Source organism: Undibacterium sp. Ji83W, from assembly GCF_049340385.1.
Lineage (GTDB): Bacteria > Pseudomonadota > Gammaproteobacteria > Burkholderiales > Burkholderiaceae_D > Undibacterium.
On the sequence record NZ_JBMPOZ010000013.1, the window covers coordinates 65,510 to 88,196 of the forward strand.

At 53.2% G+C, this 22,687-nt stretch carries 18 protein-coding genes and 1 pseudogene; 7 read left to right on the forward strand and 12 right to left on the reverse strand.

The features are described from left to right. Positions 1 to 52: 52 nt before the first annotated feature. From pdeM to ACO0LD_RS20355, 5 genes are all read right to left on the reverse strand, one after another. On the reverse strand, positions 53 to 703 hold the full coding sequence (pdeM, locus tag ACO0LD_RS20335; protein WP_423010002.1) for a ligase-associated DNA damage response endonuclease PdeM: 651 nt from the start codon (positions 701 to 703) through the stop codon (positions 53 to 55). Next, positions 700 to 3,174, reverse strand: a complete 2,475-nt coding sequence (locus ACO0LD_RS20340; RefSeq protein WP_423010003.1) for a ligase-associated DNA damage response DEXH box helicase — start codon at positions 3,172 to 3,174, stop codon at positions 700 to 702. The genes pdeM and ACO0LD_RS20340 overlap by 4 nt, the downstream gene beginning before the upstream one ends. Further along, positions 3,158 to 4,804, reverse strand: a complete 1,647-nt coding sequence (locus ACO0LD_RS20345) for an ATP-dependent DNA ligase (protein WP_423010004.1) — start codon at positions 4,802 to 4,804, stop codon at positions 3,158 to 3,160. The genes ACO0LD_RS20340 and ACO0LD_RS20345 overlap by 17 nt, the downstream gene beginning before the upstream one ends. Then, on the reverse strand, positions 4,797 to 5,852 hold the full coding sequence (locus ACO0LD_RS20350) for a ligase-associated DNA damage response exonuclease (RefSeq protein WP_423010005.1): 1,056 nt from the start codon (positions 5,850 to 5,852) through the stop codon (positions 4,797 to 4,799). The genes ACO0LD_RS20345 and ACO0LD_RS20350 overlap by 8 nt, the downstream gene beginning before the upstream one ends. Before the next feature lie 275 nt (positions 5,853 to 6,127). Then, positions 6,128 to 8,191, reverse strand: coding sequence for a TonB-dependent receptor (locus ACO0LD_RS20355; protein ID WP_423010006.1), 2,064 nt, complete (start codon positions 8,189 to 8,191; stop codon positions 6,128 to 6,130). A 385-nt stretch (positions 8,192 to 8,576) separates the two neighbouring features. On the opposite strand from ACO0LD_RS20355, the gene ACO0LD_RS20360 reads away from it, so the two are divergent. Continuing rightward, positions 8,577 to 9,128 carry a fasciclin domain-containing protein gene (locus tag ACO0LD_RS20360; protein WP_423010007.1) on the forward strand — a complete coding sequence of 184 codons (552 nt, stop codon included), beginning with the start codon at positions 8,577 to 8,579 and terminating at the stop codon, positions 9,126 to 9,128. 79 nt (positions 9,129 to 9,207) lie between these two features. On the opposite strand, the gene ACO0LD_RS20365 is transcribed toward ACO0LD_RS20360, so the two are convergent. From ACO0LD_RS20365 to metE, 3 genes are all read right to left on the reverse strand, one after another. Then, positions 9,208 to 9,864 (reverse strand): phosphohydrolase, encoded by a 657-nt coding sequence (locus ACO0LD_RS20365; RefSeq protein ID WP_423010008.1) that lies wholly within the window; start codon positions 9,862 to 9,864, stop codon positions 9,208 to 9,210. A 38-nt stretch (positions 9,865 to 9,902) separates the two neighbouring features. Beyond that, positions 9,903 to 10,061, reverse strand: a complete 159-nt coding sequence (locus ACO0LD_RS20370) for a hypothetical protein (protein ID WP_423010093.1) — start codon at positions 10,059 to 10,061, stop codon at positions 9,903 to 9,905. Positions 10,062 to 10,130: 69 nt separating this feature from the next. Then, positions 10,131 to 12,452, reverse strand: a complete 2,322-nt coding sequence (metE, locus tag ACO0LD_RS20375) for a 5-methyltetrahydropteroyltriglutamate--homocysteine S-methyltransferase (RefSeq protein ID WP_423010009.1) — start codon at positions 12,450 to 12,452, stop codon at positions 10,131 to 10,133. Between the two features lie 110 nt (positions 12,453 to 12,562). Here metE and ACO0LD_RS20380 point away from each other — a divergent pair, with 110 nt between their 5' ends. Next, positions 12,563 to 13,489 (forward strand): LysR family transcriptional regulator, encoded by a 927-nt coding sequence (locus ACO0LD_RS20380; protein ID WP_423010010.1) that lies wholly within the window; start codon positions 12,563 to 12,565, stop codon positions 13,487 to 13,489. Positions 13,490 to 13,508: 19 nt separating this feature from the next. Here ACO0LD_RS20380 and ACO0LD_RS20385 read toward each other — a convergent pair whose 3' ends face one another. Next, the gene (locus ACO0LD_RS20385; RefSeq protein WP_423010011.1) at positions 13,509 to 15,005 is read right to left on the reverse strand and encodes a HAMP domain-containing sensor histidine kinase; all 1,497 of its coding nucleotides are present in this window, start codon (positions 15,003 to 15,005) and stop codon (positions 13,509 to 13,511) included. Continuing rightward, a complete protein-coding gene (locus ACO0LD_RS20390; RefSeq protein ID WP_423010012.1) occupies positions 15,002 to 15,718 on the reverse strand; it encodes a response regulator transcription factor in 717 nt (238 codons plus the stop codon). The genes ACO0LD_RS20385 and ACO0LD_RS20390 overlap by 4 nt, the downstream gene beginning before the upstream one ends. 152 nt (positions 15,719 to 15,870) lie before the next feature. On the opposite strand from ACO0LD_RS20390, the gene msrB reads away from it, so the two are divergent. The 5 genes and pseudogenes from msrB to ACO0LD_RS20415 all read left to right on the forward strand — a co-directional run. Then, complete coding sequence (gene msrB, locus ACO0LD_RS20395) at positions 15,871 to 16,347, forward strand: peptide-methionine (R)-S-oxide reductase MsrB (protein ID WP_423010013.1); 477 nt, start codon at positions 15,871 to 15,873, stop codon at positions 16,345 to 16,347. A 40-nt stretch (positions 16,348 to 16,387) separates the two neighbouring features. Next, on the forward strand, positions 16,388 to 18,268 hold the full coding sequence (locus tag ACO0LD_RS20400) for a cytochrome c biogenesis protein DipZ (protein ID WP_423010014.1): 1,881 nt from the start codon (positions 16,388 to 16,390) through the stop codon (positions 18,266 to 18,268). 24 nt (positions 18,269 to 18,292) lie between these two features. Next, positions 18,293 to 19,000 (forward strand): peptide-methionine (S)-S-oxide reductase MsrA, encoded by a 708-nt coding sequence (msrA, locus tag ACO0LD_RS20405; protein WP_423010015.1) that lies wholly within the window; start codon positions 18,293 to 18,295, stop codon positions 18,998 to 19,000. Between the two features lie 173 nt (positions 19,001 to 19,173). Then, positions 19,174 to 19,602 (forward strand): aldehyde dehydrogenase family protein, encoded by a 429-nt coding sequence (locus ACO0LD_RS20410; RefSeq protein WP_423010016.1) that lies wholly within the window; start codon positions 19,174 to 19,176, stop codon positions 19,600 to 19,602. A 75-nt stretch (positions 19,603 to 19,677) separates the two neighbouring features. Beyond that, positions 19,678 to 20,028, forward strand: a pseudogene (locus ACO0LD_RS20415) (gamma-glutamylcyclotransferase family protein); the annotation flags it as partial. A 40-nt stretch (positions 20,029 to 20,068) separates the two neighbouring features. Here ACO0LD_RS20415 and ACO0LD_RS20420 read toward each other — a convergent pair. Both ACO0LD_RS20420 and ACO0LD_RS20425 read right to left on the reverse strand, forming a co-directional pair. Next, complete coding sequence (locus ACO0LD_RS20420; protein WP_423010017.1) at positions 20,069 to 21,322, reverse strand: MFS transporter; 1,254 nt, start codon at positions 21,320 to 21,322, stop codon at positions 20,069 to 20,071. 96 nt (positions 21,323 to 21,418) lie between these two features. After that, positions 21,419 to 22,591 carry an ROK family transcriptional regulator gene (locus ACO0LD_RS20425; protein ID WP_423010018.1) on the reverse strand — a complete coding sequence of 391 codons (1,173 nt, stop codon included), beginning with the start codon at positions 22,589 to 22,591 and terminating at the stop codon, positions 21,419 to 21,421. Positions 22,592 to 22,687 lie beyond the last annotated feature (96 nt).

Consider the following 22,687-nt stretch of genomic DNA (forward strand, 5'->3'; position numbering starts at 1 on the left):
AAGAAATGAATGAAAATCTTGTAGGAGTATGCTCCGATAGCAAGGCAATAATTTAATTGCCGATTTTCATGACCCTGTCGTCAGCAATGATAAATATCTGCTCTCCTGCTTGCGGGGACATGGAACCGGTTCCCGTAAAAGCGCCAAATGCTGGCAATATCGTTCGCCGCTCACCGACGACAAAGCAGGGCAAGCGCAGTGAATCACGCCGTCCATATAAATGAAAAGACGGGTGCACATGACCGGCCAGCACATAGCCATCGCTTTCAACATCGGGATAATGGCAAAAGGCGAATGGACCACTACGGAAAGGTTCATTGACGATATGGATACCTAATTCCTGTGGTGGGTCACCAGCCCGCAAGTCATGGTTGCCACGTACCAGTGTCAGTTCAAGTGCGGGATGGGTAGTGCGCCAGTTGAGCAGGCTCTGCAGTGTGGCTGCTGAAATATTCGGCGCATGCAAGAAATCCCCCAAGAAAACAATGTGCTGGGTAGGGTAGAGCATCATCAATTCATCCAGCAGTTCAAGATTTTGTACGGTCGTGCCATGCGGTACTGGCACACCGAGGCGACGGAATGTGGCAGCCTTGCCAAAGTGAATGTCAGCAATGATCAGCGTTGAATTGCTGGGCCAGTACATGGCTTTTTGTGGCAACAGCATGAGCATTTCACCTGCGACTTCAAGTTCCAGTGCCATCATGACTGTGCTGCCTTTTCAAGCTCACGCACCATGCGCGCGATACGGTCCGAGAGTTTTTCTGTACTAAGTTTTTCGCGGAACAGTTCCACCATGAGCGGGAAGGAAAATGGCGTGGGCCTGACGATTTCGCGTAAGACGATTTGTTTTTTCTGTAGTTGCTGCAAGGTCTGGCGCAGGCGTGTCAATTCCAGTTCCTGCTCCAGTACCTCACGTTGGGCCTGGGTCAGCAGCAGATTACCAGCATCATGTTTGCGGAACACTTCAAAAAATAAACTCGATGAAGCCTGCAACTGACGGTTGGATTTTGGCTGGCCAGGATAGCCCTGAAATACCAGCCCGGCGATGCGGGCAATTTCGCGAAAGCGTCGCTGTGAGAGTTCAGTCGCATTCAAGCTCAGCAAGACATCTTCCAGCAGCATCTCAGTACTGAACAGAGCTATCTCTTTACCTGAGCCTGCATTAAACAATAAAGCCCAGTCAGGGGACTGCGGTGCCAGCAACTCAAAGCCATAATCATTAAAGCCTATGGAAAAAGTATTGGCCTGGTGCTTTGCCATGCGGTAGGCCAATAGTGCAGCCAGGCCTGCATGCACGGCGCGCCCTTCAAACGGATACATGAACAGGTGAAAGCCTTCGCGGCTTTGCATGGTTTCTATCAAGAGTATTTCTGGTGTTGGCAAGGCAGACCAGCGTTGCTGTATGTCGAGCAAGGGTTTCAGGGCTTTCATTTCAGGGCTATCAAATTCCTGCCTGGCGGCGAGACGCAGTTGCTCCAGCGCTGCATGGGCCAGTTCTGAAGACAAAGGCATTTTACCGCCTTGCCAGCGCGGTATCGTTCCCTTTTTACCTACCGCACGTTTGACATAGGCGGTCATTTCATAGACGCGGATAAATTCCAGTATGCGGCCGCCAAACAAAAAGTGATCGCCCTTTTTCAAGCGCGAGATAAAGGATTCTTCTATCGTCCCTATGCGGCTGCCGCTGATGAATTTAACGCTGATCGATGCTTCAGAAACGATAGTGCCTATGCCCATGCGGTGCCTGCGGCCTATGGCGGGATCTGGCACACGATAGATGTCACCTTCATCTGCCACCACTTTATGGTATTCAGGATAGGCAATCAGGCTTTGGCCACCGCGGGCGACAAAATCGAGCACCCATTGCCATTCTTCCAGGCTCAGATTGCGGTAGGAATATGCCGCCCTGACTTCTGCATACAGGTCTTGTGAACGAAAGCCGCCACCCAGCGCCACCGTCACCACATGCTGCACCAGCACGTCGAGTGGCTTGTCAGGTACCTGGCGCGCTTCTATCTGGCGCAGGGCGACGGCCTGCTTGGCACCTGCAGCTTCCAGCAATTCCAGCGTATGCGTGGGCACCAGGGTTACCCGTGACACGCGCCTTGGTGCATGGCCACTGCGCCCGGCTCTTTGCATCAGGCGGGCGACGCCGCGTGCGCTGCCGATTTGCAGTACCCGTTCCACCGGCAAGAAATCTACGCCCAGGTCCAGGCTGGAGGTACATACCACGGCTTTTAATTGTCCCGCTTTCAGGCCCTGCTCTACCCAGTCACGCACTTGCTTGTCCAGTGAACCATGATGCAGGGCGATGACACCTGCCCAGTCGGGGCGCGCTTCCAGCAGGTTCTGGTACCAGATTTCTGCATGCGAGCGGGTATTGGTAAATACCAGGGTACTTTGATGTTTGTCAATTTCTGCGACGACCGCGGGCAGCATTTGCAGGCCCAGATGACCGGCCCAGGGGAAGCGTGAGGGGTTCGCTGGTATCAGCGTATCGACCTTGATCTTTTTCTGGGTCTGGCCCTGTACCAGCAAGCCATTGCCGACACCCAGCAAGGCATCGCGTGCCTGTTCCAGGTTGCCCAGGGTTGCCGACAAACCCCAGACCAGCAATTGCGGATTCCATGCCTTCAGTCTGGCGATGGCCAGCTGGGTTTGTACGCCACGTTTGTTACCCATCAGTTCATGCCACTCATCCACGATGATCATGTCAAGCTGAGCAAACTGGGCCTGAGCATCGTTCTTGCTCAACATCAGCGACAGGCTTTCTGGTGTGGTGATCAGGGTCGCAGGCAAAGTCCTGGCCTGACGCGCACGTTCGGCAGAGCCGGTATCACCGGTGCGTGTGCCTATGCTCCATTGTGGCAATAACTCATCTGGTAACTCAGTCAGGGGCTCTTGCAAGGCACGCAAGGTATCTGCTGCCAGTGCCCGCATGGGCGTGATCCACAACACCCTGAGACCTGCTGCGCTTTTTTTATTTTGCTTTCTTTCCATGGCCCGCAACAACGCAGCAAACCAGACGGCATAAGTTTTACCTGAGCCTGTACTCGCATGCAAAATGCCGGACTGCCCGTCATGCGCTGCTTTCCAGACTTCGCGCTGGAAGGGAAAAGTTTTCCATCCCTTTGCAGCAAACCAGTCTTTGACTGCCTTAGTTGCCAAGCTCATGCGCATTGCTAGTAGCCAGTAAATTTTTCAAGTCATCCAGTGTATTGGCTTCTTCTATCTGCTTGTCTTCACGTCGGCGCAGTATACGTGGGAAACGTACTGCAATGCCAGCCTTGTGCCGCGTGGAAAGCGAGATACCTTCAAAGCCTATTTCAAACACCATGCTGGGTTTTACGCTGCGTACCGGGCCAAATTTCTCTATGGTGGTCTTGCGGATCACGGCATCAACCTGGGCGATTTCTGCATCCGTCAGGCCGGAATAGGCTTTGGCAAAAGGCACTAGTATGCGCTTGCCTCCGCCATCTTCATCCCACACTGCGAAAGTATAGTCGGTGTATAGCGACGCACGGCGGCCATGGCCGCTCTGGGCGTAGATGAGTACTGCATCGATGGAATAAGGATCGATCTTCCATTTCCACCATGTGCCCACATCCTTGGTGCGGCCCACGCCATATTGGGCGTTGACTGCCTTGAGCATCATGCCCTCGACACCCAGTGCACGAGAGTTCTGGCGTAGCAGGGTCAAGTCTTGCCAATCAGGTTTTTGCAAGACGGGAGAAATCCTGAGCATGGGGTCGTTGACGCTGGTGACCAATTTTTCCAACAGGGTACGTCGTTCATGCTGTGGCAGATGGCGCAAGTCAGCCTGTTCCAGTTCCAGCAAATCGTAGGCTACCAGCACCGCTGGCAGCTCGGACAAGAGTTTTGTAGTGAGGCTCTTGCGGCCTATGCGTTTTTGTAAATCAGCAAACGGGGCAGGGCGGTCTTCAGTCCACACCAGGATTTCGCCATCAATGGCGGTGCCATTTGGCAGGGGGACGGCGGCTATTTCCGGGAAGCGTTCAGTAATCAGGTCTTCACCACGCGACCACAGATAAGTCTGGTTGTCACGGCGCAGCAGTTGTGCACGTATGCCATCGTATTTCCATTCTGCCTGCCAGTTAGTGATGTCGCCCAGGGATTCTGGCGCAGCGGATAACTGATGCGCCAGGAAAAAAGGGTAAGGCTGGCCGCCACGCAACCTATGTTCCTGGTCTGACTGGGGGGCTATCAGTTTCATGAAGCCGTCTGCTGTTGGAGCCACACGGCCATCTGTCCAGCCCATGAGCCTTTGTGCGATCAGCTTGTTATCGACTTTGGCGACATCGCCAAGTGCACGCGTCACCAGTAGTTTGGATACCCCTACACGAAAGCCACCGCCTATCAGTTTTCCCAGTAAAAAGCGTTCAGGTGTGGTCAGTTCATCCCAAAAAGAAAACAGGGCGCTGCGTATCACCTCTGGTGTCGCGCCACGCAGAGGAGCGATTCTTTCCAGCATCCAGTCTGCCAGGCCGACGTGCGCTTGCCGTACAGGTGGTGGCAAGACGTGGGCGATGGTTTCCGACAGGTCGCCTACAGCCTGATAGCATTCTTCAAACAGCCATTCTTCGATATTGGCATATTCCATCGCAAACTGCCGCAACAGTTTGCTGGGCACAGCCTGGCGTGGTTTGCCGCCTGCCAGAAAGTACACTGCCCATGCCGCATCCTCAGGTGGTGATTGGCTGAAATAAGTTTTTAGCGCATCCAGCTTGCGGTTGGTGGATGTGGTTTCATCAAGTTGGGCGTAAAGCTGGGCGAATTCACGCATGATCGCCTTCTTTGGATTTTTCTGGCTCTTCTATGGCTGCCGTTGCTACTGTGGCAGCGGCTTCGTCTTCATCCCCATATTCAGTATCAAAGCCAGACGCCTGCAAGCCTTGTTGCTGCAAATAACGCACCATGACGGGTATCGATCCATGGGTGACAATAATGCGTGATGCACCTGTCGCATTAATCGCCTGCATCAGGCCCGGCCAGTCGGCATGATCAGACAAGACAAAGCCCCTGTCCACGCCACGCCTGCGCCGTGCGGCACGCAACTGCATCCAGCCGCTGGCAAAGGCATCGCTGAAATCGCCAAAGCGTTTTATCCATGGGGAATTGCCAGCAGAAGGCGGGGCGATGACGATCGACTGTTTGAGTTCGTTTTTGTCGCTGACATCGCTGACCATTTTTGTCGCTGGCAAGCGTATGCCGGCTTCGCGGTAAGCATGGTTTAGTGGTTCGACTGCGCCATGGCAGATAATGCTGCCTATGCTGGCATCGAGCCCATGCAAAATGCGCTGTGCCTTGCCGAATGAATAAGAGAGCAGCACGCTGGTCCTGCCCTGCGCGGCATTATTGCGCCACCACTGATTGATGTCATCAAAAATACTTTGCTGAGCCTGCCAGCGGTAGATAGGCAGGCCAAAGGTGGATTCAGTAATGAAGGTATGGCAGGCGACAGATTCAAAAGGGGCGCAGGTGCCATCGGCCTCTACCTTGTAGTCGCCAGAGGCCACCCATACTTCGCCCTTGTATTCCATCCTGACCTGGGCAGAACCCAGCACATGTCCGGCAGGGTGCAGGGAGATCGTCACGCCATTGTGTACGCGCTGCTCGCCGTATTCCAGCCCTTCTATGCTGATATCACCCAGCCTTGATTTCATCACGCCGACGCCAGCCGCTGCCGTCAGATAGTGGTCGTTCCCTATCCTGGCATGGTCAGAGTGCGCATGAGTGATGATGGCACGCGGTACCGGGCGCCAGGGGTCGATGTAGAAATCACCCGGCACGCAATACAGGCCTTCCTTGCGATTGATAACCAGATCACCCATGATCTATCCCATAATAAGCCGTTAGCCGCCATGTTTTCATTGCTACCATAGCCAGAATAATATTAGCAGTGATGCAAACTGAATTGATTATCCCCAAAATGCATGCGCGCATCTGTACGACAGCGTACTTTGTTTACGAGGGAACCAGCTTACTGCTGCGTTGCTAACCTAAGACTTTTTATCGAGCTAAAGGCTTCAGGCACTCTTGCATTACATGTAAGCATCGCCAGTTCTCGCGTCGATGATGCATGTGCTTTTTCAGTATTGTGCCGCAATTAAAAATTATGCGTCAGCGTCAGCCTGACAGAGCGTGGCTCAACCGGGTGGAAATGAATGTCGTTGGCACCTTCCATGCTTTCACGCGGCAGGCGTGACTGGTAATAATAATCAATGTCGCTGGCCTGCTTGTTGAACAGGTTGAACACATCCATCGTCAGCTTGGTCCTGGCATTGATACGATAACCCATGCGGGCATAGGCCAGCGTGGTCGATGAAGAGCGCACGCTATTGTCTTCAATTAAAGGACGTGGGCCAAAATAACGCAGTTCAAAGCCACCATACCAGCGACCCAGGTCAGTCACTGTCACGCCAAAAGAAGCCACCTTGTCGATAGAGCCGGGGATGTAGTTACCCGCCACATCATTTTGCGTATAACGCGCCCGCGATGCTGCCAGGTCAAGATCAAACAACAGCCATGGTCTCGCGATGTAATGGTTGTTCCATTCTATGCCGCTACGGCGGCTGGCACGGCTGGGTTCGGTTTCACCGGCATCACCAACGAACAAGAGCTCAGAGGCAATATCCAGCCGCCACAGTGCCAGCGAGCTTTGCAGGCCGGGGATGATTTCTGTGCGTATCCCCAATTCTGCGCCTCTGGTTTTTACCAGTGGTGTTACCGGTGTGGAGATGCCGCCATCGGGCAAGCGTGTTTGCGTGGTGCCGCGCGCGTCATTGCTGTGAAAGCCGCTACCATAATTGATGAAGTATTCGGTCTTGTCCCATGGGCCAAAGATCAATGACAACTTGGGCGAGACAATATGGTCACTAACCTTGCCTGAATTGCCGTCTATGCTGCTGGTGACATCAAAGCGATAGGCATCGTAACGCAGCCCGGCGATACTGCGGAATTTGGGGTGCCACTGTATGGAATTTTCTGCATAAAAACCAGCGCTGGCTTCTTTCACGCTGTCTTCGCGTATCGTTGATATGCGTTGCTGTGCGATGGTGTTATAAATGCCGACGGGCGACAGTTTATCGTAGCGCAGTTGTACACCTAACTTGTTACGCATTTCAAGATCAGCCACAGTCAGCAGCCAGGTCTGACTGATATTCATGCCCAGCATCTGGCGCCTTTCACTTTGGCTGAACTGGTCACCCGTATCAGGGTTAGCCAGGAAATAAGTAAAATTGCTGAACAGGTCAAGACTGGATTGCACGGCATAGGCATCCATTTCAAACACACCATCCTGACTGCGCTTCTTCATGGCATACGACAGGCTGTAACGCGAACTTTGTCCACCATCCGTAGGGTCAAGCGCACCAAAGCGGCTGATCTGGCCAGACTGCACGGCACGCAAGGGTACCTGGTCCGTGGAATTCCAGTTATTCTTGTAGGCCATGGCTGTCACGCTGTAACCATCGTCATGGCTGCCCTGGCTATAACGCAGTACGGCACTGTACTTGCGCACGTTCTCTGGGTTGACCCAGGGGCCATCGTTGCGATTGATCTCCAGGCCATACAGCAAATTGCCATTCGTCAGCGCCACGGAATTCGCCAGCACTGCCCGCTGATAGCCATAGCCTCCCAACGACAGGCTGGCGATGCCGGCACCGAGCTTGTCAGCCAGGCGAAGGTGTGCCGCACCGGCAGAGGCAAAGTCACCTTCATCGGCAAAATAAGTCCCCTTCTTGTAATCAATGCGCTGTACCAGTTCAGGGATCAGGAAATTCAAATCCGAATAACCCTGGCCATGTGCATGGCTACGCATATTGACTGGCATGCCATCAACAAAAGTGGCAAAGTCAGTGCCATGGTCAAGATTAAAGCCGCGCAAAAAATACTGGTTGGCCTTGCCGTCACCGCTATGCTGGGTGACGATCATGCCGGGTACAAATTCCAGCAGTTCACCAGTACGCAGGGCAGGGCGGTTGCTGACAAGATTGGATGTCACCGAACCCTGGCTGGCAGCATTGCTGGTGCCAACGGCATTATCGTAATTACCCAGGACTTGGACGGTAGCGATTTTTTCTGACTCATCAGCCCGTGCTATTTGAAAGGTTTGCAGCAGCAAAAAACCAAAGCAGGAAAGCAGTGCACGGTTTATCTTGGTTTTTTGCATTATTGCTCCATTAGTATTCTTTTGTGCTGAATTCATTTGCGGTATTTGCATTACTTTGCTCCAGAGAACGAACGCTGCTTCATTCGCCAGCAATTCTTAATACGCAGGAAACAAAAGAATGGATTCACAATTTTTGAATATTTTAATGTCATCAATATGGCAGTAAAGAATCTATTGCAGGTATGAAGCTTTTTATCATCTTCATATCGACATGTTTTCTTCAAATGATGTCAGGAGTAGCAGGATGATTTTTGCGTATGTGCGAAACAGGGTTGAAATTGGGGAAATTGCTTAAATGAAGATTATTTAAAATAATTGAAACCGATATGATTTTTATCCCGTAGAACTTGATGCGAACTCGCACTTATCTTAAAAGGAAATGATCATGCGCAAATTTAACTACGCTCTTGTCTTCGCTGCCGCCATGGCTGCAACATCTATCGCCAGCGCTGCTGATGTCATGGTGGGTGGCCAAAGCATGTTGCCATCCAAAGACATCGTTGATAACGCTGTCAATTCTGCCGACCACACGACACTGGTTGCCGCTGTCAAGGCTGCAGGCCTGGTCGATACTTTAAAAGGCAAAGGCCCATTCACCGTGTTTGCGCCAACCAATGCCGCGTTTGCCAAGCTGCCAGCAGGTACTGTTGATACCCTGGTCAAGCCAGAAAACAAGGCGACACTGACCAAGATTCTGACTTACCACGTAGTACCAGGTAAACATGATTTCATGAGTATTTCTGCCCAAATCAAAAAGCAGGGTGGCCCCGTAGAACTGGCGACAGCCAGTGGTGGTAAATTGTGGTTCATGATGAATGGCCCGCATAACATCAGCGTCAAGGATGAAAGCGGCAATGTCGCCAGCATCAGCACCTATGATGTGTATCAATCGAATGGCGTCATCAATGTCATTGATACGGTCTTGATGCCCAAGTAAGTGAAGTGGCAGTATCAGATATGGCAGGAGTGAATGGTGCAGTATCAATGCCGGATTTTTCCGGCATTGATTTTCATATTCACAGTGCAGTATTGTTCAAGGAATTCAGGGAGTTCAGGGAAATCAGTTTTTCTAAAAACCGTTTACAGGCCACATCCGGTGCCCATGGTTCCCATGGCTGACTACTATAAATTTCTGCCAATGGGTCTTCTTCCAGTATGGGGAGTTTAATTTCCAGTACATCCAGTACTTCATTGCGTGGCCAACCGGCACAATGCACGGCCTCTGAGGCCGCGATCAGTTCATCTGCGAGTTTATGCAGGCGGTAATCCATGTCATTCCAGGCGGGCAGTTGGTAACGCTGGACGATGGCATCTGTCAACCTGTCGCTGACTGCCTTGAAAGGTGCGCCCAATACGGCCTTGAGTGGTGAAATGCAATCAAAGGCCAGCAAGCCTTCTTCGCCATCGTGCAGGAGTTCGCGCAGCGCTGCCCCGTTGCTTAAGGCAGCGTCTGTCATGGTACTGCGCAGGGCCAATACATTCAGGCTATGCTGCGCGACTGACAGCGGCCTTGCCCAGCAGGATTCGCCGCCCCAGCGGTAAGTGCGGGACAATCTGTCTGCCAGGTCACTATCCAGCCAGACCTGGGGATCGGGGTTGATCAGATCCAGGTGCTTGCCCGATGGCAGCCTGATCCATGCTCTTTTTTTCAATAGTGTGTCCTGAATAGCCATGCAAAATGCGCCGCTTGAAAACTACTATCTTATCTTATTCAGACTTCCTGATCTTGAGGAAGATGAGAATCAGGCAAACCCGAAAGCAGTTCTTCCTTGCCATAGAATTTCACGCCCATCTGTATCCTTTCCCTGTCGGTTTCACGACGGTGGCGGTTGGTGTCACGCAATGAGTGATGCCAACCGCCATATGCCAAAACCTTATTCTTATGTAGCGTTACAGGGGTCTTGCAGCGCTGTTATGCTGCGCTTTTATGTCGCCGTTTTTATGCCGCACTACGCAGGGCTTTAGCCGCTGCCACCATATTGGTCAGCGCAGGAATCACTTCTTCCCATGCGCGTGTCTTCAAGCCGCAATCCGGATTGACCCACAGGCGTTCAGCCGGGATACGTTCAGCAGCTTTCTTCATCAATTGCTCGATATGCGCCTGTGTCGGAATGTTCGGCGAATGGATATCATAGACGCCAGGGCCGATCTCGTTAGGATAATTAAAGTGATCGAATGCATCCAGCAACTCCATGTCAGAGCGTGAAGTTTCTATGGTAATCACGTCAGCATCCATGCCAGCGATAGATTCAATGATGTCATTGAATTCTGAATAGCACATATGGGTATGAATCTGGGTTTCATCCTGTGCACCATTGGCCGTGATGCGGAAAGATTCTACTGCCCAGCCCAGGTATTCCTGCCATTGTGCTTTACGCGGTGGCAGGCCTTCACGCAATGCTGCCTCATCAATCTGGATCACGCGCACGCCTGCTTTTTCCAGGTCCAGCACTTCTTCGCGAATTGCCAGGGCAAGCTGGTAGCAAGACACAGAACGTGGCTGGTCATCACGCACGAAGGACCAGTTCAAGATGGTGACCGGGCCAGTCAGCATACCCTTCATCGGTTTTGCAGTCAGGGACTGTGCATAACGGCTCCATTCTACCGTCATGGCTTTGGGGCGGGCGATGTCACCGAACAGGATGGGCGGTTTCACGCAACGTGAACCATATGACTGTACCCAGCCAAACTGGCTGAAGGCATAGCCGTCAAGTTGCTCACCAAAATATTCAACCATATCATTGCGCTCGGCTTCGCCATGCACCAGCACGTCCAGACCCAGTGCCTCCTGTTCACGCACGCTGCGGGCAATCTCCGCCTGCATGGCGACTTTATAGCCATCTTCGTCCAGTCTGCCCGCCTTGAATTCACTGCGTGCATGGCGGATTTCTGCCGTCTGCGGGAAAGAACCGATAGTTGTCGTCGGATACGCTGGCAGCTTCAGCAATGTGGCTTGCTTGCTGGCGCGCTGCGCATAGGCGCTCTGGCGTTGTCCCATGTCTGCAGTAATGGCGGCAACCGCGGCTTTGACGGCAGCATTGTTCACCCTTGGTGAGGTGCGGCGTGCGGCAATCGCTGCCTGGTTGGCTTCCAGCTCATTTTTGACGGCGGCGCTACCCTGATTCAGGGCAGTTGCCAATACCTTGAGTTCATCCAGCTTCTGGATTGCAAAAGCCAGCCATGAACGGATATCGGCATCCAGTTTTTGTTCGCTGTCCAGATCAACTGGCACATGCAGCAATGAACAACTAGGCGCTATCCAAAGACGGTCACCCAAGGTTTTTGATACCGGCGTAAGCCATTCCAGCACGGTATTGAGATCAGTTTTCCAGATATTGCGGCCATTGATGACACCCAGTGACAACACGCGGTCTTGTGGCAACTGTTCAACGACAGCGTTGACTTCTGCACGCGCATTGATGGCATCCAGATGCAGGCCTTGTACAGGTAACTGGCATGTCAGCGCCAGGTTGTCTTGCAATTGACCAAAGTAAGTTGCCAGCAGCAGTTTGACTTTGCCCGTCGTATGACTGGCTAGTGTTGTGTATGCAGTCTTGATCGCATCCTGCCATTCTGTTGTCAATTCAGTGACCAGTATGGGTTCATCGATTTGTACCCATTCAACACCCTGTGCCGCAAGCTGGTTCAGCAATTCTGCATAGACTGGCAGCAGGCGTGGCAGCAGGGCCAGCTTGTCAGTATCGTCCTTGGCTTTACCCAGGGACAGGTAAGTGACCGGGCCAATGATGACAGGCTTGGCTTTCACACCCAGGCGTTTGGCTTCTGCCAGTTGTTCCAGCAGGCGTGTAGCATCAAGTACAAACTTTGTGTCGGCAGTAAATTCTGGGACGATATAGTGATAATTGGTGTCAAACCATTTGGTCATTTCGCCAGCCGCGACACCATCGCTTCCACCTCCATTTGCACCACAGCAGGCACTGTGGTCTTCCAGCCCTTTGGCAGAACGGCCACGAGCAACGCGGAAATAATTATCCAGTACATCGCCATGAAAACCGCTGACACGTTCAGGCAAATTGCCCAGCGTGAAACTCATGTCCAGCATCTGGTCGTAAAAAGCAAAGTCTCCAACCGGTGTCAGGTCCAGTGCCGACTGGTGACTCCAGTGGCGCTGGCGCAGTTCTGCACCCAGACCCTTCAGTGCATCGCGTGAAGATTCGCCTTTCCAGTAAGATTCCAGCGCAAACTTGAGTTCGCGTTTGGCACCAATGCGGGGAAAGCCCAGATTATGTGTAGTGACCATGATGTTGTCTTCATTCCATTGAGATTATTGAATGAGGCCTATGCTATAGTCAGCAAATCATGAAGTAAAATGATGTTTTCTCATTATTCGATTAGTTTTGTTCATACATCATGCTAGAACGCATACATCTGTCCATCATCCAGGAAGTAGAAAAACAGGGCTCGCTGACTGCTGCAGCGTCTGCCCTGTTCCTGACTCAGTCAGCGCTTAGTCATGCCATCAAGAAGCTTGAACAACATCTGGGTACTGACATCTGGCTGCGTGAAGGGCGCAGCCTGCGACTGACACAGGCAGGTGAATATCTGCTGGCAGTCGCCAACCGCGTGCTGCCGCAACTGGCAATGGCAGAAGAGCGCATGAGCCAGTACGCCTGCGGTGAGCGTGGCACCTTGCGCATAGGCATGGAATGTCATCCCTGTTACCAGTGGCTGTTGAAGGTGGTGTCACCTTATCTGGCAAGCTGGCCCGATGTTGATGTCGATGTCAAACAAAAATTCCAGTTTGGCGGCATTGGTGCCCTGTTTGGTTATGAGATAGATTTGCTGGTGACACCTGATCCACTCTACAAACCTGGCCTGCATTTTGAACCTGTATTTGATTACGAGCAGGTGCTGGTCGTCAGCCGCAAACATGCGCTGGCCAAGGTCGCCTATGTGCAGCCGGCACAGCTCGGTGATGAAGTGCTCATCACTTATCCCGTGGCGATAGACCGGCTGGATATCTATAACCAGTTCCTGATGCCAGCCGGGATCAGCCCGCAGCGGCACAAGACCATAGAGACTACCGACATCATGTTGCAGATGGTGGAAAGTGGCCGTGGCGTTGCCGCCTTGCCGCGCTGGCTGGCAGAAGAGTATGCAGAAAAAATGGATGTAGTGGCAGTACGCCTGGGTCGCCAGGGTATCGCCAAACAGATATTTCTGGGCGCGCGCGAAGCCGATGTCGATATCGATTATTTGAAAGCCTTCGTTGAACTGGCACGTAATTCAACGCAAGTTACTCGCTCAAGTCAGGTGAAGAAAAAAGCGGGGAAATAGGTCAGATAAGTAAAATCAGTCAGGCCCCACCTGGGCTTGCTGCCAACGGCAATTCAAAGCAAAAACAAGCGCCCGCATTGCTTGCACTGCTGTCTGCTCCAACACCACTACGCAACTCTATGCTGCTGTGATGCAATTGCAATATGCGGTGCACGATCAGCAAGCCCAGCCCACCACCACCGTGACCTTCACCACTGAGTGCAAATGGTCGCTTGAACAGTTTGTCCAGCAATTCGATGGGTATGCCCGGGCCGGTATCACGTATGCAGATTTCCACGGACCGCAGGCGTTTTGCTACCGCCACAGTCACCGCGCCGCCTGCCGGCGTATGGCGTATGGCATTGTCGATCAGGTTGGTCAGCACCCGCTCTATCATGCCGAGGTCTGCCATGACCATGGCATTGCCATCCAGTTCTGCTTCCAGCCTGACCTGGCCGGTTTGTGCCTGTAGCTCAAATTTCTGGAACACATCCTGTATCAGGTCATTCAGAATGAAAGTTTCCAGTTCAGGTGCTACGCCGCCATGCTCGAGACGTGCGAGATCAAATAGTGCCTGCGCCAGGCGGCCAACCTTGCGGCTCTGGCCCAGCGCAATCGCCAGGTAGCGCTGGCGCTCAGTCGCATCCAGCGTCGCATCTCTGGCAGCCAGGGTTTCCAGGTAACCGTGGATGGATGTCAACGGCGTGCGCAAGTCATGGGAGATATTGGCGACCACTTCGCGCCGGTCATGATCCATCTGCTTCAATGTATGCCATTGCTCATTGATGCGCGCCGCCATTTGCCCGAAGCTGGTTTCCAGCACCGCGATTTCATCTCGCTGGTTGGTAGCCTGTGCTAACGCTGGCGGTACGACGGGCTGTTCAGCCTGGGTATCAAAACGGCGCATGGTGTCTGCCAGCCTGTGCAAAGGTCGGGTAACCCAGCGCAGCGCGGCCCAGCCAGCTACCAGTGTCAGTAATGCCACCAGTGCCATCGACAACAGGGTGACACGCAATACGGCATTGATACCCGCATGGACAACATAGCGGTCATGCTCTTCGCCTTGCAAAATAACGTAGATGTAATGCACCTCAGGCCTGTTACTGCGCAATGCCGCCGCGCTGAATACCTTGCGTCTGTTTTCACTGCGCGGGTCGTCCCCAAGTATGGGCAGCATGCGGCCATCAAGGAATTTACGTATGGGTGCCAGATCAACCTGCTGGCGCTTCAGACGTCCAGGTGGTGCCGCATTGCCGATGATCTTGCCGGTCTCATCGAGCAGATAAACTTCCACACTGGGGTTGACAGTCATTAACTGGTCAAACAGGCGACGCACAGAATCCGGCCCCATTTCTTCTGTTCCCGTCAATTGTGCATTGACTGCAATGCTGCCTGCCAGGCCGCGTGACAGGCCTTGCACCACTTCCATTTCGCGCATGTCATTGGCGCGTATCTGCAACCAGGCAGAAAAACCGCAACTGGCCAGCAACAACACGGAAAATACCAGCGACAAACGCTGCGACAGCGTCAGCTTCACGTTGCCTCTCCTGGCAGTGCATAGCGGTAACCTTTGCCCCATACCGTCAGTATGCGGTGTGGTTCTGCCGGGTTGCTCTCTATCTTGGCGCGCAGGCGGTTGATATGGGTATTAACGGTATGTTCATACCCCTCATGTTCATAACCCCAGACCTTGTTGAGCAAATCCAGGCGTGAATAGACCTGGCCAGGGTGGCGTACAAAGAAGTACAACAAGTCAAATTCACGCGGGGTCAGGTCCAGCAACTTGCCATCGGCAGTGGCGACCCGTGTCACTGGCGACAAGGCCACGCCATCTATCGCCACATCTCCGGCTTCAGTGCGGCGGCTCTTGTCCATCGCATCGGCACGGCGCAGCATAGCCTTGACGCGCGCCACCAGTTCCAGCACCGAGAAAGGTTTGGCCAGGTAATCATCTGCACCCAGTTCAAGACCCAGGATGCGGTGCACTTCGCTGGAGCGGGCGCTGATGATGATAATCGGAACATAATTTTCCATCGCGCGTGCCTGGCGGCAGATTTCCAGCCCATCGACACCGGGCAACATGATGTCGAGGATCATTGCATCCCACTTCCCGGCACGCAATTGTGCCAGCCCCTGCTTGCCATCAGCGCAGTGCGTGACCTGGTAACCCTCGTCCTTCATGTGCAGGCGCAGCAGGTCGGCGATAGGCATGTCATCTTCCACAATCAATATATTTTTTGCTGTATCCACGCTTTTCCCCGCCGACCGAATGTTGTCATTGTGCAGGATTTACGGGTAAAAAGTATCACAAATCGTTTAACTTTACGTGAAGACTTGGACAGCGCTTGAGGCGCACAATAAGAACCGTGGCGCAGATGCTGTACATACACCAAGGAGGATATATGCAAAACCGACGTCAATTTCTACTGGCTGGCAGCATGCTGGCCATGAGCCGCATGTTGTCAGCCGCCCCTGTGGGTAATGTGTTTGAAGTTCAACGCACCGATGCCGAATGGCGTCGCCTGCTGACCGGCATGCAATATGAAGTCTTGCGCCGTGGCGCGACCGAGCGTGCCTTCAGTAGCCCGCTCAATGATGAACACCGCAGTGGCCAGTTCAGTTGCGCTGGCTGTCAGTTGCCGCTGTTTTCGTCGAAAACCAAATTCGACAGCGGCACTGGCTGGCCCAGTTTTTATGCGCCACTGGAGCGCGCTGTCAGCAATGTGACCGACACCACCTTTGGCATGCTGCGTACAGAAGTACTATGCCGCCGTTGTGGTGGTCATCTCGGCCATGTATTTGATGACGGACCGCGTCCTACTGGCCTGCGTTATTGCATGAATGGCGTGGCGATGACATTCACACCGGGTAAAGCGTAATTAAGCCTGATTGAGCCTGAGCGGCATACAGAAAGCAAACATGTTGTTGATACTTATTTCTTATCTTGGTGGTGTGTTGACCATACTCAGCCCCTGCATCCTGCCGGTGCTGCCCTTTGTCTTTGCCCGCACCGGCCAGCCATTCCGTCGCAGTGGCTTGCCCCTGTTGGTGGGCATGGCGCTGACCTTTGCTGCCGTTGCCACACTGGCTGCGGTGGGCGGTAACTGGGTGTTGCAGACAAATCAATATGGCCGTTGGCTGGCGATGGCCTTGCTGGCTTTTTTTGGAGTGACACTATTGTTCCCGCATCTGGCTGACAAGCTCACCAAGCCGCTGGTGGCTGCGGGTGACCGCCTGTCGAACACAGCGCAGGCGGATGGTGGTGGTATAGGTTCATCACTCTTGCTGGGTGTGGCAACCGGACTGTTATGGGCACCCTGTGCCGGGCCTGTGCTGGGTCTGCTGTTGACAGGTGCTGCACTCAACGGTGCCAGTGCACAGACAACTTTTTTGCTGCTGGCTTACGCTGCCGGTGCCGCGACTTCATTGGCAGTGGCCTTGCTGATAGGTGGCAAGGTATTTGCCGCGATGAAGCGCTCGCTGGGTGCTGGGGAATGGATACGCCGTATCCTGGGTGCTGCCATGATAGCCGGTGTTGCTGCGATTGCGCTGGGTCTGGATACTGGTTTGCTGACGCGGTTGTCCACTGTTGCCACCTCTGGGCTGGAACAGCAATTGATAGACCGCTATGCGTCAAATTCACCAGATGTACAAGCCAATCCTGCACCAGCACAGGCTGCCCCGCAGCAGGGGGCAATGATGGCCTCGAATGCAATGATGGCGTCCAACGCCATGATGGCATCGAACAAGCAAATGGCATCCAACACCATGGCACCATCGAATGCCATGATGTCTGCGCATGGTAGCAATGCAGCTACGGCAGGCGCTTTATCAGAAGAAGGAAATATGCCGCCATTGGATGGTGCAACACAATGGCTCAATTCCAAACCACTGACTGCGCAGGAGCTCAAAGGCAAGGTCGTGCTCGTCGATTTCTGGACCTACTCTTGCATCAACTGTCTGCGCAGTCTGCCGTATGTGCAGGCATGGGCCAAGAAATACCGCGACCAGGGCCTGGTCGTGATTGGTGTACACGCGCCTGAATTTGCGTTTGAGCGTGACCCTGCCAATGTCAGCAAGGCTGTGCGCGACCTGGGTATCAGCTACCCGGTTGCCATCGACAACAACTATGCAATCTGGCGTGCCTTTGGCAACAAGTACTGGCCTGCGCATTATTTCATCGATGCCGCTGGCCGCATACGCCACCATCATTTTGGTGAAGGCGAATATGTGCAATCTGAACAGGTGATACAGCAATTGCTGGAAGAAGCAGGCCAGAAAAATGTCGCCAATGATGTCGTCATCGAGACGGGTGCGGCTGGTGCACAAATGGCGGCGGATGATAGCCAGGTCAAATCACCAGAAACTTATCTTGGTTATAGCCGCGTACAAAACTTTGTTTCAGCTGGTGGCGTACAGCAAAACCGCAATGCCGATTACAGCCTGCCAACGCAACTGACGCTGAATCAATGGGGTCTGGCAGGTAACTGGAAGGTGCAGGAAGAGCATGCCGCCCTGACGCAAAAGGGAGGGCGCATCACTTACCGCTTCCAGGCTCGCGACCTGCATCTGGTGCTGGGGCCAGGCAAAGACGGCAAGCCTGTGCGTTTCCGCGTCACTATCGATGGCGCTGCGCCTGGTGCTGCACATGGTAGCGACATAGCCGCCGACGGTACTGGCACGGTGACTGGTCAGCGCTTGTACCAACTGGTACGGCAATCCGGCAAAGTCGCCGGGCACACTTTCAGCATAGAGTTTCTTGATCCGGGAGTAGAGGCTTACGCCTTTACTTTTGGTTGATTTTCTTTCTACGAGGAGTACGACATGAAAATAGCAAACAGATTCACAGCCCTGGTACTGGGCATAGGTGGTGTCGCAGCAGCGCTGGTTTTGAATGGCCAGGTACGTGCTGGCGAAGCAGCAGTAGTCATAGCCGCGCCAGTGGTGGATGCACCGGCAGGTAGCGCCAAGACAGAGACAGCAGTGTTTGCCGGAGGCTGCTTCTGGGGTGTGCAGGGCGTATTCCAGCATGTGCGTGGCGTTACCAATGCAGTCTCGGGCTATGCCGGTGGCAAGGCAGCAACTGCGCATTATGAACTGGTAGGTTCAGGCGCAACCGGTCATGCAGAAGCAGTGCAGGTGACCTATGATCCCACCCAGATCAGTTATGGCAAGCTGCTGCAGATATTTTTCTCTGTCGCCCATGACCCTACCCAGTTGAACCGCCAGGGCCCGGACAGCGGCACGCAATACCGTTCAGCGATTTTCCCAGCCACGCCGACGCAACGCGATGTGGCTGAAAAATACATCACCCAACTGAATGCCTCGCACGCTTTCCGCAGCAAACTGGCGACCACCCTGGAAGCAGATACAGGCTTTTTCCCGGCAGAGGCCTATCATCAGAATTACCTGACCCTGCATCCTAACGAGCCATATATTGCGATCAATGACTTGCCCAAGGTCGAGAACCTCAAGCGTGTCATGCCAGCGGTATATAGGCCCGATCCGGTGCTGGTGCGCAAAGGTATCTGAGTAAACTGCTTAAAAAACGGCCAATATTAACCAGTATCAGCCAGTATCGCTTAACCGATACTGGCTGATGCCGCTGATATTGGCCGGTTTTCCATTTCTACGCTTGATATGTAGAGTAGTCCTTCCTGCATTTATACCTTGATCCCCTTGAAATTTGACGCAAGCAGGCCCCTGTGTTGGTCTTGAATGCCACACCAGACATGCGCATCATGCAGGAAGAAATTTTTGGTCCCTTGCTACCCATCGTCACTTATCAGGGCGACGTCAAAGAGGCGATAGAATTCATCAACGACCGGGAGCGACCACTAGCCCTGCACTGGTACGGCACCGACAATGGCAACCGTGACCTGGTACTAGAACAAACCGTGTCTGGCGATGTGACCATCAATGATTGCCTGTGGCATCTCAGCCAGGAGTCACAACCGTTCGGCGGTGTCGGTGCCAGCGGCATGGGAGCCTACCACGGCGAATGGGGATTCTGTGGCCTCAGCAAGGAAAAGCCGGTCTTTTACCAAAGCAGGTCAAATGGCATCAGCCTGCTGTATCCGCCGTATGGAAAAACATTTGCCCGCATGCTGAATTTGTTAAAAATGATGGCCTGACAGGATCATTTTCAATATCTGCATTGTTCCGCATTGATCTCGTATGGATCAAGATTATGTAAAGAAGTAAGCGATATGACTTTATCGAAAAATACCGAGGTACTGTTATTTTCGTATGGCACGCTACCAGACAAAGCCGTGCAGTTAGCCAATTTTGGACGTGAGCTTATAGGGCGCCCTGATTCCATACTTGGTTACATGCAGTCACTCGTTGCGATAGACGATCCGGAAGTGATTGCAACCAGTGGAAAAACGCATCACCCCATTGTTCAGTCCAGCACCAATCTTGATGATGAAGTGTCCGGCACTGTTTTTGAAATCACTGCGCAAGAATTGGCAGCTGCAGATGCATATGAAGTATCAGACTACAAACGTGTTTCCGTGCCACTGAAATCTGGCCTGCAGGCGTGGGGATACGTGCATGCGTGCATGCATGAACTGTTTTTTTACCAGGCCAGGCAAACATTCATGCATCTGCCTGCCGTGCAACATCACCATACCGCTGCACCCAGGTCCAGGCAACAGCGGTTGTCAGCAGTGCGCATATGCCTATACCTTCGACCATGCCTTCGCGGCCTGCTGGTAACGTGACTTTCAGGATTTCACCCAGCACGATGGCTACTGCGGTAATCAGGAAACCACATAGCGAAGATGCTGTCGCCGCCAGTTTGCTGAACGGTGCCGACACTGCCGATTGGCCGCAGGACTGGTGTATGGCATGCGCAAACAGGAACAGTGATTGCGGCAGCAGGATGGCCCAGATCGATTGCCACCCCATCTGATTCAGCATGACGATACTGACGCCCCCAATCAGCGTAATCAAACCCGTGATTTTTAAGGTCGTGCGTATGCCATGCTCAGCCAGCCATTTGCGGCAGGCAAATGTACCGGCAAGATGTACCAGGGAACTGAAGGAAAACAGATAACCCAGATCCAGCGCATCCATCCCATACAGGTCAGTAAAAACAAAGGGAGACAGCGACAGGAAAAAATAATGGCCGGAATAACTGAATGCCGTCAGCGCTGCATAACTTAAAAACAGCGGGTGTTGCAAAATTTGCCGGAACTGGCGCATGCACTGTTTCAGGATATCGGCAATGCTCGTTTTTCCAGCGTCTTCAACATCCATGGTAGCCGATGCCGGAGCGGTTTCCGGCAGTCTGATGGCAATGAACACTAAGGCCAGCGCACTACAGACTATCAGCGTACCCAGCGCAGCACGAAAGCCGCCGACATAAATCAGGCTGGCACCAAGCAGCGGGCCGGTCAGTGAAATCAGGCCCAGCCAGGAAAAAGACAGCGACAATATGCGTATCCCATCCACCGGCTGAAAACAGTCACGCACGATGGCACGTGCACAGACACCGGCAGCGGCAATCCCCAGCCCCTGAAAAACGCGGCCCACCAGCAGCACACCAAGCTCGCTGGTGAACGTAACGAACAAGCTGGCAAGCAGCAGCATGCCTAGGCCAAACAACAAGACCCACCTGCGCCCCAGCCTGTCGGCTACCGGCCCCCAGATAATCTGGCCAAAGCCAAAACTGATGACCAGTATCGACAAAGTCATTTGCGCTTCGGCGTCAGAGATACCCAACTGCACTTTTAACAATGGCAATGCTGGTAAATACAGATAGCTGGCCACAGGATGCAAGCCAAGTAGCAGCACCAGCACAAACAGCAAAGTGCTTTGGTGCATCTGTTGGATTGTTTTTACGGGCATCAGCGCTTTCTTTTACCTGAGGAGAAATTCAGTTCCCATGGTAGCAGCCAGCAATAATATGGCCATGACAGTTTCGTGACAGAGATTATCAGTACGTCAAAAGAAAAAATGCTGCTTCAAAGGTAATGACGCTGCACCAATGGCTGTTGCGTCACTACTTATTTCTGAAGCGACAATGAGCGCCTGTGGGCGCTGCACCCCACGTCGGGGGATATTGTCGATGACCAGTCTGGCGATCAGGCGCTCCGCCAGTATCTTTGGCAAACGTCCCCCCAGGACAATGCGTTCGGTATCAAGTATGCCGACGATGGCAGATGTCACCAGCGTCAGCGCTGGCAGACAACGGTCTATCCAGCGGTCTACGCAAGGCCAGGCCGGTTCAAGCTGTTCCAGCATGTCATGGATGGTGGCGAAAGACTGGCCATCTTCATTGCACATCAGGCGTAGCATTTCCAGGGTAGGTCTTTCCAGCCCCTGTCCCGGCAAGAAACCGGCAAATTCACCGGCGTTGCCATGGGCACCGCGCATGCACTGGCCCTGGTACACAATACCGCCGCCAAATCCATGACTAAAAAACAGATAGGCAAAATTCTGGCAGTGCATGCCCACGCCCAGCAGGCTTTCACCTATGGCTGCGGCATTGCCGTCATTGTCCAGCCAGACCGGATAGCCGATTTCTTTTTCCAGCAACAGATCAAGATCGATAAGCGCCAGGTCATCCAAAGGTTCAGGTGGGTTCAGCCGGGCTCCCTGGCCGATAAAGAAACCCGTCATGCCTACACCTACGCCAAACAGACGATTGCGCGCCATCGGGTGCAGGTCCAGCAACTGGTCTATGGCGATGCGCAAGTAGCTGCACAATTCCAGCCGCGTGACAGGTGTCATGCGTTTGGTGGATTGACCGATCAGGTTGCCAGCAAAATCGATCAACACCAGATTGATTTCATCGGTAGCAATAGAGGCGCCTATGCAAAATGCAAAGTCAGCCACCAGGGCAATCTGTGGACTGGGTTTGCCCCTGGTCTTGCTGGGCAGGGCATCGGTAAATACCAGCAAACCCCGCGCTGCGAGGTCATCCACCAGTCGCATGACGGACTGCGCCGCCAGACCGGTCACCCTGGTCAGATCTGCCCGCGTCACCGCCACCTTGCGGCGCACCAGGTCCAGTAGCTGCCTTTCATTGGCAGTCACTGTGACAGGCTCACGGACTTCACGCGAAAATTTGCTATGAAACCGCAGGTTGGAATGAGGATTATTTTGAAGTGGCATATTCAATCTGGATGCAAAGCGCAATAGGGACCTGCCTGCGGCAACAGCACCACGGTACAGTTTGAATTAATTATATAAAAATTAAATCACTTACGC